Raw genomic sequence first — 16,759 nt, 5'->3', positions numbered from 1 at the left:
GCACGCTGGCGGCCGGGCTCCTTGCGGGCGCGGGGGTGGCGGCAGGCAAGCCGCCGGCCCTCAGCCTGTCGGTGCGCCCCGGCGAGGAGCGCCTCCTCTTCGACCACGGGCGCGACGCCTGCGAGACATGGGACATTCCCGACACGCCGAGCCGCGCCTTCCGCGACGCGGCCGGAACGATCCACCTCTTCCAGAGCCACCACCGCGCGCGGCCACTCCGGGGTCCGGACTTCGCCTCGCTCTCGCACCCTTGCGCGGTCGCCTTCGAGGGCGGCGGCCGGGACGACCCCGCCTCCTTCGACAACCGGAGCTGGATCGCCAGCACCTTCTCGCCCGACGGGCGCACGGTCCATGCGATCGTGCACGACGAGTATCGCGGGCATCTCGCCGGCGTCTGCGGCCCCGACGAGGCCGAAGCCTGCTGGTACAACACGCTGACCGCGGCCGTCTCGACCGACGGGGGCGCGAGCTTCCGGGCGGCCGAGACGCGCCTCGTCGCCGCCTTGCCGCGCCGGGCGGCCGAGACGCGCGGGGGCCACGCGGGCCTGTTCGAGCCGACCAACATCGTGGCGGTGCAGGGCGGCTTCGCGATGATGGCCAACGTCGTCGCGCCGCCGCCCCAGCGCTCCGGCAACTGTCTCCTGCGCACCGACGACCTCGCCGATGCCTCGCGTTGGCGGGCGTGGTCGCAGGGCGCCTTCCGCACCCGCTTCGCCGACCCCTATGCCCGGGAGCTCGATCCGGGCGCGCATCTGTGCGACCCGATCGACCCGGCCAGCCTGCCCTGGCCCGTCACCAGCCTTACCCGCCACCGGGCGTCCGGCCAATGGATCGCCACCATGAAAGGTCGCCGGGCGGACGCGGCCGGGGTGGAGCGCACCGGCGTCTACTATGCGACCAGTCCCGACCTCCTCCAATGGCGGGGGCCGGCGCTCCTCCTCGAGGCACCGCTGATGGGAAGCGGCACCCCGTGCGCGCCGGAGCGTCCGATCGGCTATCCCGCGCTGATCGATCCGGCGAGCCCCGACCGCAACTTCGCCGAGGTCGGCGACCATCCCGCCCTCACCTTCGTGCGCGCCCGCCTCGACGGCTGCGAGATCGGCCCGGACCGGGACATCGTCATGGTGCCGGTGGAGATCGGGGAGCGGTAGGGCGCGCAAGCACCCCGGTCTTGCCCCCACGTCACCAGGCTCGTATATACGAGTTATGCGGATCGTGTGGGACGAGAGAAAGCGTCAGCTCAACCTGGCCAAGCACGGCTTGGACTTTACCGATCTCGACATCGACTTCTTCGCCTCGGCCTCGGTCCTGCCCGCCCATTTCCGGGCGGCTGCGAGCCATCGGCTGGCTGGAAGGGGCGCTTGTCGTGTTGGTCGTCTTCCAACCTCTGGGAAGCCAAGCCGTTTCGATCGTCAGCCTGCGTCCCGCCTCGAAGCACGAGAGATTGAGACATGAGCAAGGAGTTTGACCCCATCCACGCAGCGGCCCACGGCTATACCCGTGAGGATTGGGACGCTGTCACCGACAATCCGGAATGGACGCACGAGGACTTCGCGCGTGCCAGGCCCTTGTCCGAAGCGATGCCGGACCTTCACGCCGGCATCCTGGAGACGATCCGCAAGCGTGGCCCGGTGCGAACGAAGACGCCCGTCTCCATTCGCCTCGACGACGACCTCGTGGAAAAGCTGCGTGCGTCCGGCCCGGGTTGGCAGAGCCGCGTCAACGAGGCCCTGCAGCGGTGGATCGACACCGCCGCCTGACGGTCCTCACATGCGCGTCTTGACGCCGCTCTTCTCGATGAAGGCCTTCATCCGGTCGTAGCGCTCGGGGAAGAGCTGCGAGAAACGCGAGAAGCGCGAGGGGTCGAGCGCGTCGGCGAGCGTGTGGCGCTCGAACTGGCCGGGGGAATAGATCGGCAGGTCGAAGGTCTCGGCCAGCTCGCGCGAGCGCGTGTCGTAGGAGAAGAGAACGCCCGGCACGCCCATGGCGACCGCCGGCAGGACGGCATGGACGCGGTAGCCGAGCGCGGCGTCGAACTGGGGGGCGTAGACGTCGTAGTCGCCGGGTGCGCCGACATAGTAGAGGCGCTCCTCGTAGAGCTGCTTCAGGCGGGCGCCCGTGATCTCGTCGAACCACCCTTCCGCCACGAGCTTGGCGGTCGCCCTGTCGCGGTGGAGCGGCGCGCGGAAGAAGAAGGCCTTCTCCTCCGGCTCGCCGTGGCAGGAGAGATAGAGGTCGGCGACGAGATCGAGCTTGGCGATGATGCGCTTCTGCGTGGCCTGGAACTCGGCCGGGTCTACCGCATAGGTCGAGCCGACCTCGCGCCGCAGCGAGAAGGTGACGCGCTTCGGCCCGCCTTCCTTGTGGCGGAGCGCCATCGCGCGGTCGCGGGCGCGGAACATGGAGGGGCAGCCGACGATCTCGAGATTGTGGATGCCGTTGCGGTGCAGCGTCTCGGCCGAGAAGGCGCCGCGCACGCCGATCGTGGCGCGCTCGGCGATCATGCGCCACAGGCGGCGCCCCTCGGGCGGCAGGATGATCGGACGCTCGGTCTCGGCTTGCGCGCCCACCCCGATGCACAGGACCGGCAGCTCCAGCGCCTCGATCCACTGCGGGAAATGGCCCCAGTCCATCTCCTCGTGGATGTAGTTGGAGCCGCGCAGGAGGATGAAGTCGCAGGCGCCCTTGATGCGGCGCACCTCCGCCTCCGTCACCGGCTCGTCGATGTTGAGGAGCGCGCCGTCGCTGTAGTCCACGAGGCGCAGCGTGGAATCGTACACGCAGATATCGCCGGTGTTGTAATAGTCCTCCAACGTGTTCCGGAAGGGGACGTCGAACCACACGGCCTCATGGTTGTTGAGCCGCCGGCCGGAATACTTCACCAGGGCTGCACGCATGGGGGCTCAACCTTTGCTTGTGGTCATGCGATGAATAAAGGCCAGCGCATCATGGCCGGGAATGATTAAGCTTTGATGGGGATGCCCCGTCAGCCGCCGCCGAAGAGCCCGGCCTCGAAAGCCGGCGGGCGGCGCGGAACGGCGGTCGGCGCATGGATCAGGCGCATGGCCTGCGGCACGCAGAGGCTCGCCATGTCGTAGCGCGAGACCACGGTGCGGCGCGCGGCCGCACCCATGGCGGCGAAGCGTTCGGGCTCCGCCAGGACCCGCGTCACCGTGGCGGCCAGCGCCTGCGGGTCGTGGAAGGGGACGAGATGGCCGTTCGTCCCGTCGATCACCTCGCGCACCGGCGGCGTGTCGGAGGCCACCATCACGCAGCCCGTCGCCATCGCCTCCAGGCACGACCAGGACAGGACGAAGGGATAGGTGAGGTAGACATGGGCACGCGACACCTTGAGCACGTCGAGATAGCGCGCGAAGGGCAGATGCCCGAGGAAATGGACGCGGCCGAGGTCGATCTCGCCCGCCACCTCGTTGAGGAAGATGCGGTGCCAGCTCTCGCCCGTGGGCGGTCGCTGGCCGTAGGACACGTCGAAGCCGCCGACGACGAGCACGCGCGCCTGCGGCCGGCTCTTCAGGATCGCCGGTAGCGCCCGGCAGAAGACGTGGTAGCCGCGCAGGGGCTCGAGGTTGCGCGCCACGAAGGTGACCGTCTCCTCGCCGGCCCGCAGGATCGTCCCGTCGTCGAGCCGGAGCGTCGCGGAGGGATCGGGCGCGACGAGGCGCGTGTCGACGCCCTCGTGGACGGTGCGGATCTTCGGCCGGAACTCGGCCGGAAAGGTGGAGCGCTGCCAGAGCGTCGGCGAGATGGCGAGGTCGCAGTCGGACAGGGCGAGGAGGCTCGCCGCGTTGCGTGCATGGAGGCCCACCAGCCCGTCGAGGCCGAGTTCGGGGAACTCGGGGTCGAAGTTCACGTCGGAATCGCGCGGACGGTAGAAGTATTCGCAATAGACGACGAGGCGCGCGTCGGGAAAGACCGAGCGCAGCGGCATGGCCTCGCCCCAGCCGGAATGGACGACGACGATGTCGGGCGTGAAGCCCGAGGCGCGCAGCATGGTGGCGACGTAGAGCGCCTGCTCGGCCCGCCGCGCCTCGCCGTCGAAGCGCCGGGCGAACGGGTGCGTGGCGGCAAGCGAGCCGGGGGGCAGCGTGTAGCGGTGGAGGGTGACGCCGGGCAGCGGGCGCGAGCCCTCCGCCCCGATGGCGCGCACCTCGTTCTTCGGATCGGCGCCCAGATGCAGCGCGAGATGCCGGAACTGGGCGGGGAAGTTGTTGTGGACGAAGAGATACTTCATGCCGCGGCGGAGGCCCGCGCCTCCCCTTCTTCCGGCAGGTCGGGCGGCGGCGGGGCCGCGAAGTCCGACAGGTCGCCGAAGGCGAGGACGTCGAACAGGTCGCTGCCGTCCAGCGCGAAGTTCATCGCCTCCAGCGAGGCGAGCACGATGTCCGCGGGCTCGGCGAGGCGCGGCTGGGCGGCGACGGCGCCCGGCAGGCCCGGCGCGGGGCGCGCGGGAGGCAAGGGCAGGCGCTCGGGCCGGAAATGGCGGCGCGAGAAGAGGATCGCGCCGGCCACGTCCAGCGGCAGGAAGGAGCGCGTGGCGAGCGCGGCGGCGGCCCCGTCGTCGAGCGCGGCGAGGCGCGCGGCATCCACCGTGTGGTCGGCCGCGGGGTTGCCGGCGGGATCGCGCAGCGGCACCAGGACATTGGCGATGCGCAGGAGCTCCAGCGCCGCCGACAGCTTCACCGCGCCCGCCCGCATGGCGACGAGCGCCTTGTGGATGCCCGCCATCTCCTGCGACAGGACGGCGCCCGCCGGGTCGGCGCAGACCGGGATGCCCCAGGGGCCGACGAGACCGGCCTCCGCCACGACGTCGATCTCGTCGATCGGCCGCCCGCCGCGCCGATTCGACAGGACGAAGGGGTGCGTGCGCAGCGCCAGCGGCTTGTAGCTCGCGGCCCAGGCGCCCTGCTGGTCCAGGACCGGCCGCCACACGAAGGCGGGATGCACCAGCGCGCCGAGGCGCGGCATGCCGCCGAGCATGCGCACGGCCAGCGGCAGGTGATGGGCGGTGAGGTGGAACTCGGTGTCGTTGACCGGAATCCAGGCGAGCGAAGCGGCGAAGCCGAAATGCTCGGGCGGGCGGAAGCGCGCGCCCGCCATGGACGACAGGGGGGTGAGCGTCATCGTCATCGCGGCGCGCTCCCCGAGGCGGCGGCACGCGCGGCCGTGAGGAGCGCCGCGGCGCGAAACAGCGACAGCCGGTGCGAGGAGAGGAGGCGCGCCGCCGCGATGCCGAAGCGCGCGACCACCGGCTCGAGGCGCGGCGTGTCGAAGGCGGCGGCCGTGACGACGACCAGTCCCTCGATGTCGCAGCTCCGCCCGCCGCCGAGATCGAAGCGCAGCGGCCAGGGCTCCAGGAGCCCGAGTTCGCCGAGCGTCCGGCCGATCGCGGAGGTGCGGGAAAAGTCGCGCTCGAAGAGGGACAGGGCGCGCAGCCGCAGCTCCGCCCCCTTGGTGAGGCGCCCGTCGGCGGAGGTGATGGGTGCGCCGGCATCCGTCGGCAGGTCGGCGCCCGCGACGTCGAGGAGGCGCGGGTTGTCGCTCTCGCGCAACGGGCCGGTCGGGAACACGAAGGGATAGGCTTGGAGAAGAAGTGGCAGGAGCGGCAGCGCCTGCCCCGTGCCCGGCGCGAAGCCCGAGCCGTCCTCGAAGAAGGATCGCAGGACGCAGAGCCGCGGCCCTTCCTCGCCGCGCTGCCAGACGACGGGAAAGGCCGGGGCCAGCCGCTCGGCCTCGGCGGCGACGATCGGCACCAGCCCGGCCTGGCGCGGCAGCGGGTAGGAGAAGGGCGAATAGATGCGCGAGACCATGCGCTCGCCCGTCAGCGGCTCGGCGCGCTCGGAGATCACCGCCGCTCCTCCGGCCGGCAGGGCACGAAGGCGGTGAAGGGCATCGAGCCGTCGCCGGCGCGAAAGCCCGACGTGGCGTCGAGGTCGAGAAGCAGCAGCGTGCGGCCGCCGAAGGCGTATTCGAGCCCGGCCGAGACATCCGCCGGGGCGCCGCCGAGATGGGAGCCCTCGACCACGTCGATGCGGCGCTCGGCCGGCGACCAGAGGCCGATGGCGGGGGGCGCGTGAGGGAAGGCCTCGCGCACGGCGCGGCGGATGGCGGGCAGGTCGTGGCCGCGCACCCCCTCGCGGATCTCGCAGTCGATCGTGGTCTGGAGGTAGAGCTCCAGAAGGTCGGCCGCCTGGAGGGCGACCTCGTCGCAGACCGCGCGCGCGTCGCGGCCCCGGCGCTCGAGGCCGAGCGTCATGGGGTGGGCGCCGAAGCGGGCAAGGCCCCGCAGCGCGTCGTGCTGCGCCTGCGCCAGCCAGCCGCGCCCGAGCATCCAGGACAGGGCGGCGGGATCGCGCCCCTGGCGGCGGCGATCCTCGGTGAGGGACTCGCGCGGGGCGAGCGCGGAAGAACCCTGCTTCAGGAGCAGCGTGCCCCCGTCGAGGCGCACGTCGATGACGCGCGGATCCTGGCCGGGGCCGAGCGCCACGGGAAAGCCGAAGCCGACGAAGCCGTCGCCGAGCCCCGCATCGGCGAGATCCTGGCGGAACACCTCCACCGTGCCGCCGCCCACGCACTGGTCGTCGTGGAAGGCGAGCACCGTCGCCCCGCGCAGGCGCAGCCGGTCCGAATGGATCCAGCCCTCGACGCGCGCGCGCGTGGCGAGGTCGATATGGCCGCGGATCACTCGGCCGCCTCCAGGAGCGGGGGCGCGACCTCGATGCCGAAAGCCCCGCAGTAGCGGCGCGCCATCTCGGCCGCCGAGATCACGGGCGGCAGGCCGGCGCGCAGCACGGCGGCGTTGTTGGGGTCGGCGGCGAGCCGCAGCGCGCGCAGGAGGTCGGCGGCGTCGCCCAGGCGGAAATGGAGGCCGGCCACCCCGTCCGGCACCTTCTCGGCCATGCCGCCTATCCCGGTGCAGATGACGGGCGCGCTGGCGCCGAACGCCTCCTGGATCACGACGGGCGAGTTTTCCCACCACTTGGAGGGAATGACGACATAGTCGCATTCGCTCATGAGACGATGCACCGAGCGGTTGTCGTAGGCGCCGGCATAGGAGAGGAACGGATGGGTCTTGAGGCTCTTCTCGAAGCGCTCGGTGAACTCCGCCGTCTGGCCGATCAGGTTGCCGTGGATGCGCAGGCGCATGGACGAGGCGAGCGCCTTGTCGGCACCGATGAGGTCGGCGACGTCCAGCAGCACGTCGACGCCCTTGAACGGGTTGATCTGGCCGAAGAAGCCGAAGGTCCAGCTCTTGTCGCGCTTCGGCTTGCGGATGGGCTCGGCCATCGCCAGAAGCCCGTTCTCGATGACGCTCATGCGGGCGGCATCGAGGCCCCAGTCGGTGAAGCGGTCGGCAAGGAAGCGGCTCGGCGAGACGAAGCCGTCGAAGTCGCCGAAACTGTCGAGCATCGTGTCGCGGCGCATGGCGAACTGCGAGCGCAGGTGCTCGGGGAAGCAGGTGGCGCAGGCCTCGTTGGAGGCGCCCTCGCACAGGATGCGGGCCTGGCGCGTGATCATCTGCCCGTGGTTCTGGCAGATCGCTAGGAACTCGTGGATCGTGAGGTAGGTGCGCATGCCCGGCATCGCCTTGACGGCGCGCAGGGTCCCGAGGCCGAGATGGTAGAAGTGGTGGAAGTTGGCGAGCGTGACGCCCTCGCGCGTCAGGATCTCGACGAGCTGGTCCGACACCGAGCGCGGGGCCAGATGGTAGAAGTGGTCGTAACGCTCGGCGTCGTGGAAGACGGCGAACTCGTTCTCGTCGGCAAAGGCGAGGCGGTGGCGCGTCGAGGAGGCGCAGGCGCCGATATAGATCGCGTCCACCCCGATCTGCCGCAGGCCCCGGAAGAGGGCATAAGCCGAGATCTCGGCGCCGCCCTTGGAGAGCGAGGGATGGCTGTGGGAGATGACCGCGACCTTGGGAGCGCCGCGACCGGCTTCCATACCGACGAGATTGACGTTGGCGGGGATCATGCGGCCTCGTCTCCCCGACCGGCGAGAAGGTCGGCGTCGATCATGTCGGCAAGCCGCGAGACGGCGGCGCGCTCGATGCGCAGCGCGCAGGAGGCGTGGCGCCGGTCGCGGGCGGGCGAGACCGGCAGTCCGCTGTCGCCGAAGAGGCCGCGCGTCAGCGCCGGGGCCTCGGCCGCGAAGGCGAGGTAAGCCGGCGCACTCCAGCCGAAGCAGGCGGCCCCATAGGCGCCGTCGACCCGGTCGGGCCGGCCGGCGTCGTCCAGGATCTCGAAGCGGTCGAGCCCGTGGCCGGCGCGCGAAAGGCTCGCGGCCATCGCCCGCCAGCCGGCCGCGTTCGGCACGACGCCCCGCCCGACATGGACGAAGCGCTCCGGCGTCAGACGGGCGAGAACGAAGGGCAGCTCGGTGAGGATGTCGTGGCCGTGCGGCACGGCCAGAAGCGAGAGCGGCGCCTGCGTGCCGGCGCGCAGCTCCTCGAAGCGCATCAGCGCCTCGGCCCGGCCGCGCCCCTGGTCGGCGACGACGCACAGGCCCGTGTCCGGTTCGAGGTCCGGCAGGTGCCGGGCCAGCCGGTCGAAGACGAGGTTGAGATTGCCGATCTCGCCGGGCAGGCGCACCACGACGAGGCGCGGGGCGGGCTCGGCCCGCAGCACCGCCGGCTCGCGCCGGGCCTGGCCGAGATTGCGGCGCTGGGCGGCGAGGAACGCGTCCCAGAAGGGCTCGTGGCGGATCGCGGGGAAGAGGGTGAGCAGTTCCTCGCCGTCGGCGACGGGATCGAGCCGGCGCAGGAGCTTGGGCTCGACGCGCAGGACGGCGCCCGTGTCGTCGTCGTGGACGACGCGCAGGAGCGGCGCGCCGCCGGCATCCCTCGGGAGCGCGCCCTGGAGCACCGTGGAGAAGCCGGCGCGCGCCGTGGTGCCGCCGCCGCCGAAGACGGAGGCGAGGTCGGCGCGCGGGCGAAAGCTGGTGGCGGCCTCGTCGGCGGTGAGCACGCAGTCGCCGATGCGCATCTGGAAGGTCTCGATGCGCTTGGCGGGGCTCACCGCCCAGCCGTCGGCGAAGCACCCGAAGCCCGGCACCATGAGGAGCTTGTCCAGCCCGCCCTCGGCGGCGATCCCCGCGGCCGCGGCGTTGCCGGCCATCCAGTTGGCGCCGGAATGGAGGACGGCCGCCAGCGCTTCCGGGTGGCCGCCGATGGCGAGCGGTTGCGCCTGGCCGAAGGCCGCCAGGAACGCGTCGGCCTTCAGCACCCGCGTATAGGCGCCGAAGCGCATGTGGTACTGCGCGCCGAAGCCGAGATAGACGAACCCGTCCCGCAGGGCGGGCGGCGGTTGCCAGCCTGTGTCGAACAGGCCGACGACGCCGACGCAGGTGGAGTTGAGGTCGGGCCGCTCGTAGCGGAACACGGCGCCGCCCGCCGGCAGCTTCTCGCGGTCGGCGATGACGGCCGAGAAGTCGTTCTCGGCGCCGCGCTTCATCCAGCCGACGAACCAGACCTGACCCTCGGCGCCGGGATGGATCGCGTCGATCTGGCCGATCTCGTTGTCGGAGATCGGGCGCAAGGGGCGCTCGCGAAGGCCGAGCGCCTCGGCGCGCAGGCCTGCGAGCCGGCGCAGCATCCGGCCGCCGCGCGTTTCCTCGGGGCCGGTTCCCGACAGGCTGGCCAGGACATGGTCGCGCCAGGCGGCGACGAGTTCGCCCACCGTCGGGTCGCGCCCGCCCGGCGGCATGAGCCGCACGTCGCTGCCCGCCACCCGCACGCCGACGCGAAGGCCCGCGCGGCGGGGCGACAGGCGCGCCAGCCGGGCGAAGACCTCGGGGCCGAACCGGAAGGCGGCGCGCGTGGTGCGGCCGAGGCGCAGGTCGCTCGGCGGATGGGGCAGGCCGCTGGAGCCGAGTGCGAAGGCGTCTTCGCCGACGGTCAGTTCGAGCTCGGTCGCCGCTTCCGGCGCCTCCACCGACAGGACCCAGCCCGACAGGCCCTCGGCGGGGTCCACGCGCTCGATCCGCCCGCACCAGCGCCCGGTTTCGAGCTCCACCAGATCGGTGGGCGCATAGGCGGAGAGGGGAAGGACTTGCAGCATGGGGCGTGGCGCCGGTGGGGAACAGGCCGCTGGGCGTGGGGCTGGATCGTCAGACGGCCGGTTCGGCGCGCACGATCTCGACGCTCGCGCCCTCGCCCATCTGGATCTCGGAGCGCGCGCGCGCGTCGAGGATCAGGAGCTGCTCGCCCGTCAGCGGATAGTCGGTGAAGGGGGCGGCCTGCGCGCCCTCCGAGTCGGCGACGTGCGAACCCTCCGCCACGCGCACCGTGGCGCGGCCCGACACGAAGAGCGCGACGACCGGCGACGCGCCGGGGCGGGCCGCGATGTCCGCGAGCGCGGCGGAGAACTCGGCTGGCGTGCGCACCGTCTCGGACGCCGTGCGGACGTCGGTGCCGGCATAGGACTCCAGGAGCGCGGCCGCGACGGTGGCGGGCTTGTCCACCACCACGGCCTCGTCGCCCGCGCTGCGGCGCAGGAGGCCGCGCTCGTAAGCGCCGAAGGACCAGAGGATGCGCAGGAAATCGAAGTCGGCCTGCGACACGCGGCCGTGCTTGAGCGCCCATTTCAGGGAGGCGAGGCGCTCGCGCACCTCGTCGCGCGACAGGCCGGCGCGGGCGGCGGAGGCGCTGGCGACGAAGGCGTTGCCCTGCAGGATCACCGCGTCGCCGCCCTCGAGACGCAGGACCACCGAGCCGACCCGGTCGGGCGCGACGGAGATCGGGAAGCTGAAGCCGAGATGCCCGTCGCCGATGCCGGCGTCGGCGAGGTCGCCGCGGAAGGTGTTGACCTTGCCCGCGCCCACGCACTGGTTCCCCTCGAAGGCGAGGAGGGTATAGTCGCGCACCCGGCCGTCCGATGTATGGATCCAGCCCTGGATCTGATCGGCACTGACGAACTCGATGCTTCCCCGGATCATGACTCAGGCGCTCCCAAACGGAATTCGTCTACATTATGAAAGTCATTCCTTACATATCCGTAACCAAGAATTACCGGCGCACCGGCGTCCGGCCGCCGTCCCCGGCGCCGCTCCGGAATGGTCACCGAACCATAAACTTAAGACGAATTTGACATCACCTTTCACGAGACCTAATCCTCGCGCCGTTGCTTCATATGTTGTTTTCCTCGACTCGATGAAGAGCTTTCGTTAACTTGAATATCGTCGCCCATCCGCGTTTCCTGCAGCAGACGAAATGGATGGAGCGGACTGTGAGCGGATCCGAGCGACGCGCGACCTTGAGAGTGGAACGGGGCCTATCGGCCCTCTCCTATCGCGGGGATCCGCTGGCGGCGGGCGAGGCGCCGGAGGTGGAGGTGCTGGCCGTGTCGCCGGGCGTCTCGCTGCTCTGCGCGCCGGGCGAGCGGCCGGGCATCCTGACGACGCCCGGCCAGGTCCTGGTCGTAGTGGCCGAGACGGCGGGCGCGATCGACGTTGTCATGCGCGCTTCGGGCGCCACCGGAACGCTGCCGCTGGGCCTCGACCTCAAGCGCATGGGCGCGGACGCCGACGCGGCTCCCGCTCCCAGTCCCGCGCTGCGGCTCCGGCCGGACCTTCCCGAGGGCGGCGTCGAGTTCCTCCTGCGCGCCCACGTCTCGCTGCGCGGCGACATCGCCGCCCCGCGCGGCCACTGGATCTGCGGGCCGGACACGCCCGGCCGGATCGAGGGCATCGAGATGCGGGGCGTGGCGGCCGAGCTGCCGGTGGAATACCAGGTGGCGACGGGCGGGCGCGGCGCGGGCTGGTCGCCCTGGACGCCGGCCGGCGCCTATGCCGGCACGCGCGGCCGGGCGCAGCCGCTGATCGGCCTGCGCGTGCGCCTCCTGCCCGAGGCCGCGCCCGGTCTCGCCCTCCGGGCCGACGGCGTGTTCCTCGGCTCCTCCGTCTCGACCCGCCAGGGCCGCGAGATCGAGCTCGTCGGCCCGACGCCGCTCGACCCGATGGTGGGCGTACGCCTCGACTTCGTGACCGCCGGTCTCCAGACCGGCGCGGCTCCTGCCTCCACGCCCGTGCGCCAGCCGAGCCGCCTGCGGATCTTCCGCCGGCCGAGCCCGGTCGTGGACGCGGCCGCCTGACGTTTTCGCCCCGGCACGGCCCCCTCGGGCAGGCCGGACCCTGAAGGCCATGAATGGCTGAGATCTACACCACCTCGGAAGCATCGGCCCTGGGACACCTGTCCCAGGATGCGACCGACCACATCAACAGCCTGCTGTCCGACCTCGGGTTGGGCGGCACGACCGATGTGTAGGTGCAGACGCATGCCGACGGCGTGACGGCGAAGCCGGACGACGCCGTCGCGATCGCGCTTCCGCACGAGGGGACGGCCGCCACGGTGGACGTCGGGTCGAACCCGGTCGCGGTAATCGTGGGCGGCGCGGGCGAGGTGAATCTCGCGGGCAGCGGGCCGGCCACCGTCTTCGCCAGCAACGAGGGCAACACCATCACCGCGGGGGCGGGCGATGCGACCATCCACGGCGGCGCGGGCGCGGACCAGCTGTCCGGGGGGACGGACGGCGGCAACCATGCGCTCCATGCCGCGGGGAGCGGCGACACGCTGATCGGCGGCCTCGGCACGGACACGCTCTGGGGCAGCAGCACGGGCGCCTCCCTGCTCGTCGGCGGCCAGAACGGCGGCACCGAGATCCATGCCGGCACGGCGGGCGGCGACACGATCCGCTCCTCGGGCGGCATGGAGACGATCTACGGCGGCAACGCCACGATCTACGCCTCCGGCCATTCGGCGACCATCCATGCCGACGGCGACTCGGTGCAGGCGAGCGGCGAGGGCGCCACCATCGACGGGTCCGCCTCGGCGCAGGCCCTGCATGTGGAGAGCGGCGGCGGCTTTGCCGACATCCTGGGCGGCGCCGGCAACGACACGATCGTGCTGCACGACACGTCGGGCGGCCACAACACCATCGTCGCCGGCGCGGGCGACGACCATCTCACCGCCTCCGCCGCCGGATATAACCACCTGGACGGCGGCGCGGGCGACGACAGCTTCTTCGGGCACGGCATGTCCGACAGCATGGTGGGCGGAGACGGTTCGGACTATTTCACGATCTATGGCGGCGGCACCGGGTCCGACACGCTGGACGGCGGAGCGGGCCACGACAGCGTGTGGTTCGAGAGCCGCTACTCCACCGATGCGCAGATCGACCACACGACCGCGGGAATGCACCTGTCCTTCGACGACGGCTACAGCGCGACGTTGAACGGCATCGAGAACATCCGCTTCGAGGACACGGTCCTGTCGGGCTGACGCGCCGGCCGTCCGGTTTCCAGCAGGCAGCGGCCCCCAAGGCCGACATAAGCGGAGCCTTAAAGAATCGCAGGCACTGTGTCGCCGTCCCCCTGGCCCCGTCCTTCGAGAGCCGCCGACCCGATGTCCCTCGCCCGACCGCTCGACCCGCGAGCCGACGCCCTGGCCGCCCGCGCGGCGGGCGATCGGGTGCGCGCGCTGGCGCTGTTCCGCGAGGCGGGCGATCCCTGGAGCAGCAACGACGCCGCGCAGGAACTCCTCGCGCTCGGCAGGGTCGAGGAGGCGCGGGACGCGGCGGAGCGTCTGGCGCAGGAGCGGCCGGACTTCGCACCCGCGCGGCGCACGCTCGGCCTCCTTCTGCGCCGGGCGGGCGACCACGACGCCGCCCTCGGCCATTTCCGCGCGGCCGCCGCGCGCGACCGGGCGGACCTTTGGAGCGCCTACGATGCGGCGCAGGAACTGCGCGCCCTCGGCCGAGGAAACGAGGCGGAGGAGACGCTGCGGGCGCTGGCCGGCGCGACGCCCCTGCCCCACGCCCTGCGCACGCTTGCCGGGGCCGCGCGCGAGCGGGGCGACGGGGAAGGCGCGCTCGCCGCCCTGCGCGTCGCCGCCGATCTCCTGCCCGCCGATCCCTGGTTCGCCCTCGACCATGCCGAAGCCCTGATCGCGGCGGGACGCCCGGACGACGGAGAAGCGGCGCTCGCCGACCTGCGCCGCCGCCACCCGCAGTTTGCCGGCGCCGCGCGCGCCCTCGCCCGGCTCGCCGCGCGCCGGGGCGACGGGGCCGCGCGCATCGCCCATGCCCGCGACCTCGCCCGGCTCGACCCCGACGCCGGCCCGCTCGATCTCGCCGAGGCGCTTCTCGACGGCGGCCAAACGGCGGAGGCCGAGACGTTGGCCGCCCGGCACCTGGCCCGCCGAGGCCCCCTGCCCCGCGCCCTGCGGCTCCTGGCGCGCGCCGCCCGTCTGGCCGGCGACCGCGAGCGGGCCTTCGATCACGCCCGTGCCGCGGCCGACCTCCTGCCGCAGGACCCCACGCTTCGTGCCGACCTCGCCGCCGACGCCCTCGCCCTCGGCCGCATCGGGCAGGCGGACGAGGAGGCGCGGGCCGCGCTCGACCTCGACCCCGCCTGCCGCCCCGCGCGCCGCGTGCTGGCGCTCGCCGCAAGGGCGCGGGGGAATGAGGCGGAGGCGCTGGCGCTCGCGCGCGCCGACTGGGCTGACGGGGCAGGACCGATCCAGGCGGGCTTCGACCTCGGCGCCGACCTTCGCGCGGCCGGCGCCCTTCACGACGCGCGCGCCGTCTACCAGACGCTGGCGGACCGCCCGGACGCAGCGCCCGACGCCTTCGTGGAACTGGCCCTTCTGGCGCGCCGCCTCACGGGCGTCGACGAGGCCCGCGCCCTTCTGCGCGCGGCGCTGGATCGCGCCCCCGCCCATCCCCGCGCGCTCCTGTGCCTCGGCGACATCGAGCGCGAGGCCGGTCGCCTGGATGCGGCCGAGACCGCCTATGCCGCGGCCCTTGCCGAAAGGCCCGGCTTCGGCTGGGCGCATGTCGGGCGGGCGCTGGTCCTTGAGGCGCGAGGCGAGGCGGGACGCGCGGACGACGCCTGGCGCGCCGCCGTCGCGGCCGACCCGTCCGAGGCCCATCCGCGCATCATCCTTGCACAGCGCCTCGCCGAGCGGGGCGAGGGCGAGGCCGCGCGCGCGCTTCTCGCCGCCGTCCCCGGCACCTCGCCCCGTGCGGCCGAAGCCGCCCTGGCGCTCGCCCGGATCCGGCGCCTTGAGGGCGACGGACCGGGGGCGCTGGCCGCGCTCCGCCAGGCCGCCCGCCGCTGGCCCGACCGGCCCGACAGCTTCGTGGAGGCCGCCGACGAGGCCCTGCGGCTCGGCCGGCCCGACGAGGCTCTGGCCCTCCTGGCGGAGGCGGAGGCCCGTCACCCCCGCCATCCCTCCCTTCTGGAAGCGCGCGCCCGGCACGCCCTGTCGCGCGACGACCTCGACCCCGCCGCCGCGCTGTTCGAAGAGGCAGGGCAGGCCGATCCGGGACGCCTCTGGCCGCAGCTCATGCAGGCGCGGCTCCTGGCGATGCGGGGAGAACCGGCGGAGGGGCTGGCGCGGTTCGAGACCATCGCCCGACGCTTCGGAGAGCGGCCGGAGCTGGCCATGCTCCATGCGGAGACGCTGCGCCAGCTCGGTCGGATCGAGGAGGCCGAGGCCCGGCTGGATGGCGCGCCGCCGACGCCGCAGCTCGCGCTGGCGGGCGCCCTGTCGGCGATCGAATGCGGCCGTCTGCAGCGCGCGCAGGCGCTCCTCGACGGCCTCTCCACGGGCACACGTGCGGAAACGGCGCGCCTCCATTTCGCCCGTGCCCAGCTCGCGAGCGCCCGCTGGGACTTCGATGCCGCCATCCGGGAGGGCGAGGAGGCCGTGCGCCTCCAGCCGCTCGACGGCTGGTATCGCAACCGCCTCGCCCATGCCGCGCTCCTCGCGCTCGACATGCCCCGCGCCGCCCACGTCCTTGCCGAGGCCGCCGCGCTGGACGCCGGCGCCAACGCCCTGCGCGGCAAGTCGGCCAACCCTTCGCAGAGCCATTACGGCCAACTCCTGGACGAATTCCGCCTGGACGGCGAGGCGCTCGCGGCCTTGAGCCGGGCGCTGGAGGAACCGGCCCCGGTGCGCGTTGCGGCCATCGCCGCGACCGTGCGCGCCTTCCCCGACTACACGCCCGCCGCGATCCTCCACTTCATCGAGGCACGGCGCCAGGGCGCCCTGCCGCAGACGCTGGGGACCGGCGATGGCGGCGTTCCCCGCGCGATCCACCAGTTCTGGACCGACGATGCCGTCCCCGCCGACGTCGCCGCCTACATGGCGACCTGGCGCGAACGCCATCCGGCCTTCCGCCACACGGTCTGGAGCGAGGCGACGGCGCGTGCCTATCTCGCGGCGCACGGTCCGCCGGAGGCGGCGGCCGCCTTCGAGCGCGCCCGCGAGCCGGCCATGAAGGCGGACCTCTTCCGCCTCGCCCTCCTTTCGCGGGAGGGCGGGATCTGGGCCGACGCCGACGACCGGTGCCTCGCGCCCGTCGAGCCGCTGCTCTCGCGCGGCGCGGGGCTCGTCGCCTATCAGGAGGATCTCGGTTCGCTCGGCAACAACTGGCTGGCGGCGCGCCCCGGGCACCCCGTCCTCAAGCGCGCGCTCGCCGAGGGGGCGGCGGCGGTGAACCGGGGGGACGGCGACATCCTATGGCTCGCCACGGGACCGGGTCTCCTCACCCGCGTCCTCGCCCGGGCGCGATGCGGCCAGACGAGCGAGGGGGCCGGCGACGCCCTCGTCCTCGACCGCTCGGAATTCCTTCGCTTCGTCGCCATCCATTGCCTCGCCGCCTACAAGGCGAGCGAACGCCACTGGAGCCGCACCGCCTTCGGGCGCGGCACCCGGGCGAAAAGCCGGCGAACCGGCTGACGG

13 protein-coding genes and 1 pseudogene are annotated in these 16,759 nt (G+C 73.0%); 6 read left to right on the top strand and 8 right to left on the bottom strand.

Features of this window, described 5'->3' with window-relative positions:
• Positions 1 to 35: 35 nt before the first annotated feature.
• The 3 genes and pseudogenes from O5O54_RS02755 (at position 36) to O5O54_RS02745 (ending at position 1,760) form a co-directional block, all read left to right on the top strand.
• Complete coding sequence (locus O5O54_RS02755; protein WP_279478813.1) at positions 36 to 1,151, top strand: hypothetical protein; 1,116 nt, start codon at positions 36 to 38, stop codon at positions 1,149 to 1,151.
• A gap of 55 nt (positions 1,152 to 1,206) precedes the next feature.
• Positions 1,207 to 1,468: pseudogene (locus O5O54_RS02750) on the top strand (BrnT family toxin).
• Entirely contained in the window at positions 1,452 to 1,760 is a 309-nt protein-coding gene (locus O5O54_RS02745; RefSeq protein ID WP_279478811.1) for a BrnA antitoxin family protein, read from the top strand. The pseudogene O5O54_RS02750 and the gene O5O54_RS02745 overlap by 17 nt, the downstream one beginning before the upstream one ends.
• 6 nt (positions 1,761 to 1,766) lie before the next feature.
• Here O5O54_RS02745 and O5O54_RS02740 read toward each other — a convergent pair whose 3' ends face one another.
• From O5O54_RS02740 to O5O54_RS02705, 8 genes are all read right to left on the bottom strand, one after another.
• Complete coding sequence (locus O5O54_RS02740; RefSeq protein ID WP_279478809.1) at positions 1,767 to 2,897, bottom strand: polysaccharide pyruvyl transferase family protein; 1,131 nt, start codon at positions 2,895 to 2,897, stop codon at positions 1,767 to 1,769.
• Between the two features lie 89 nt (positions 2,898 to 2,986).
• Complete coding sequence (locus O5O54_RS02735; protein WP_279478807.1) at positions 2,987 to 4,252, bottom strand: glycosyltransferase; 1,266 nt, start codon at positions 4,250 to 4,252, stop codon at positions 2,987 to 2,989.
• Complete coding sequence (locus tag O5O54_RS02730) at positions 4,249 to 5,148, bottom strand: SapC family protein (protein ID WP_279478806.1); 900 nt, start codon at positions 5,146 to 5,148, stop codon at positions 4,249 to 4,251. Before O5O54_RS02730 ends, O5O54_RS02735 begins: the two co-directional genes overlap by 4 nt.
• Positions 5,145 to 5,867: a SapC family protein gene (locus tag O5O54_RS02725; protein WP_279478804.1), complete on the bottom strand. Its 723-nt coding sequence runs from the start codon at positions 5,865 to 5,867 to the stop codon at positions 5,145 to 5,147. The genes O5O54_RS02730 and O5O54_RS02725 overlap by 4 nt, the downstream gene beginning before the upstream one ends.
• Positions 5,864 to 6,703, bottom strand: coding sequence for a hypothetical protein (locus O5O54_RS02720; RefSeq protein WP_279478802.1), 840 nt, complete (start codon positions 6,701 to 6,703; stop codon positions 5,864 to 5,866). Before O5O54_RS02720 ends, O5O54_RS02725 begins: the two co-directional genes overlap by 4 nt.
• A complete protein-coding gene (locus O5O54_RS02715) occupies positions 6,700 to 7,989 on the bottom strand; it encodes a glycosyltransferase (protein WP_279478801.1) in 1,290 nt (429 codons plus the stop codon). The genes O5O54_RS02720 and O5O54_RS02715 overlap by 4 nt, the downstream gene beginning before the upstream one ends.
• Positions 7,986 to 10,073, bottom strand: a complete 2,088-nt coding sequence (locus O5O54_RS02710; protein ID WP_279478800.1) for a hypothetical protein — start codon at positions 10,071 to 10,073, stop codon at positions 7,986 to 7,988. The genes O5O54_RS02715 and O5O54_RS02710 overlap by 4 nt, the downstream gene beginning before the upstream one ends.
• Positions 10,074 to 10,122: 49 nt before the next feature.
• Positions 10,123 to 10,950: a hypothetical protein gene (locus tag O5O54_RS02705; RefSeq protein WP_279478798.1), complete on the bottom strand. Its 828-nt coding sequence runs from the start codon at positions 10,948 to 10,950 to the stop codon at positions 10,123 to 10,125.
• A 290-nt stretch (positions 10,951 to 11,240) separates the two neighbouring features.
• On the opposite strand from O5O54_RS02705, the gene O5O54_RS02700 reads away from it, so the two are divergent.
• The 3 genes from O5O54_RS02700 to O5O54_RS02690 all read left to right on the top strand — a co-directional run bounded on the left by O5O54_RS02700 (position 11,241) and on the right by O5O54_RS02690 (position 16,756).
• Entirely contained in the window at positions 11,241 to 12,104 is an 864-nt protein-coding gene (locus O5O54_RS02700; RefSeq protein ID WP_279478795.1) for a hypothetical protein, read from the top strand.
• Positions 12,105 to 12,277: 173 nt separating this feature from the next.
• Complete coding sequence (locus O5O54_RS02695) at positions 12,278 to 13,291, top strand: calcium-binding protein (protein WP_279478793.1); 1,014 nt, start codon at positions 12,278 to 12,280, stop codon at positions 13,289 to 13,291.
• A gap of 123 nt (positions 13,292 to 13,414) precedes the next feature.
• On the top strand, positions 13,415 to 16,756 hold the full coding sequence (locus O5O54_RS02690; protein WP_279478790.1) for a tetratricopeptide repeat protein: 3,342 nt from the start codon (positions 13,415 to 13,417) through the stop codon (positions 16,754 to 16,756).
• Positions 16,757 to 16,759: the final 3 nt, after the last annotated feature.

Source organism: Aureimonas sp. SK2 (assembly GCF_029813115.1).
Taxonomy (GTDB): Bacteria; Pseudomonadota; Alphaproteobacteria; order Rhizobiales; family Rhizobiaceae; genus Aureimonas.
The sequence above is the reverse complement of the archived record's forward strand: the minus strand, read 5'-3'. Positions and strand labels throughout refer to the sequence as shown.

What these genes read in the sequence shown, in the direction of transcription:
- O5O54_RS02705 (WP_279478798.1), bottom strand. Translation starts at nt 10,950, where the DNA reads ATGATCCGGGGAAGCATCGAGTTCGTCAGTGCCGATCAGATCCAGGGC.
- O5O54_RS02715 (WP_279478801.1), bottom strand. Translation starts at nt 7,989, where the DNA reads ATGATCCCCGCCAACGTCAATCTCGTCGGTATGGAAGCCGGTCGCGGC.
- O5O54_RS02740 (WP_279478809.1), bottom strand. Translation starts at nt 2,897, where the DNA reads ATGCGTGCAGCCCTGGTGAAGTATTCCGGCCGGCGGCTCAACAACCAT.
- O5O54_RS02710 (WP_279478800.1), bottom strand. Translation starts at nt 10,073, where the DNA reads ATGCTGCAAGTCCTTCCCCTCTCCGCCTATGCGCCCACCGATCTGGTG.
- O5O54_RS02745 (WP_279478811.1), top strand. Translation starts at nt 1,452, where the DNA reads ATGAGCAAGGAGTTTGACCCCATCCACGCAGCGGCCCACGGCTATACC.
- O5O54_RS02690 (WP_279478790.1), top strand. Translation starts at nt 13,415, where the DNA reads ATGTCCCTCGCCCGACCGCTCGACCCGCGAGCCGACGCCCTGGCCGCC.
- O5O54_RS02735 (WP_279478807.1), bottom strand. Translation starts at nt 4,252, where the DNA reads ATGAAGTATCTCTTCGTCCACAACAACTTCCCCGCCCAGTTCCGGCAT.
- O5O54_RS02730 (WP_279478806.1), bottom strand. Translation starts at nt 5,148, where the DNA reads ATGACGATGACGCTCACCCCCCTGTCGTCCATGGCGGGCGCGCGCTTC.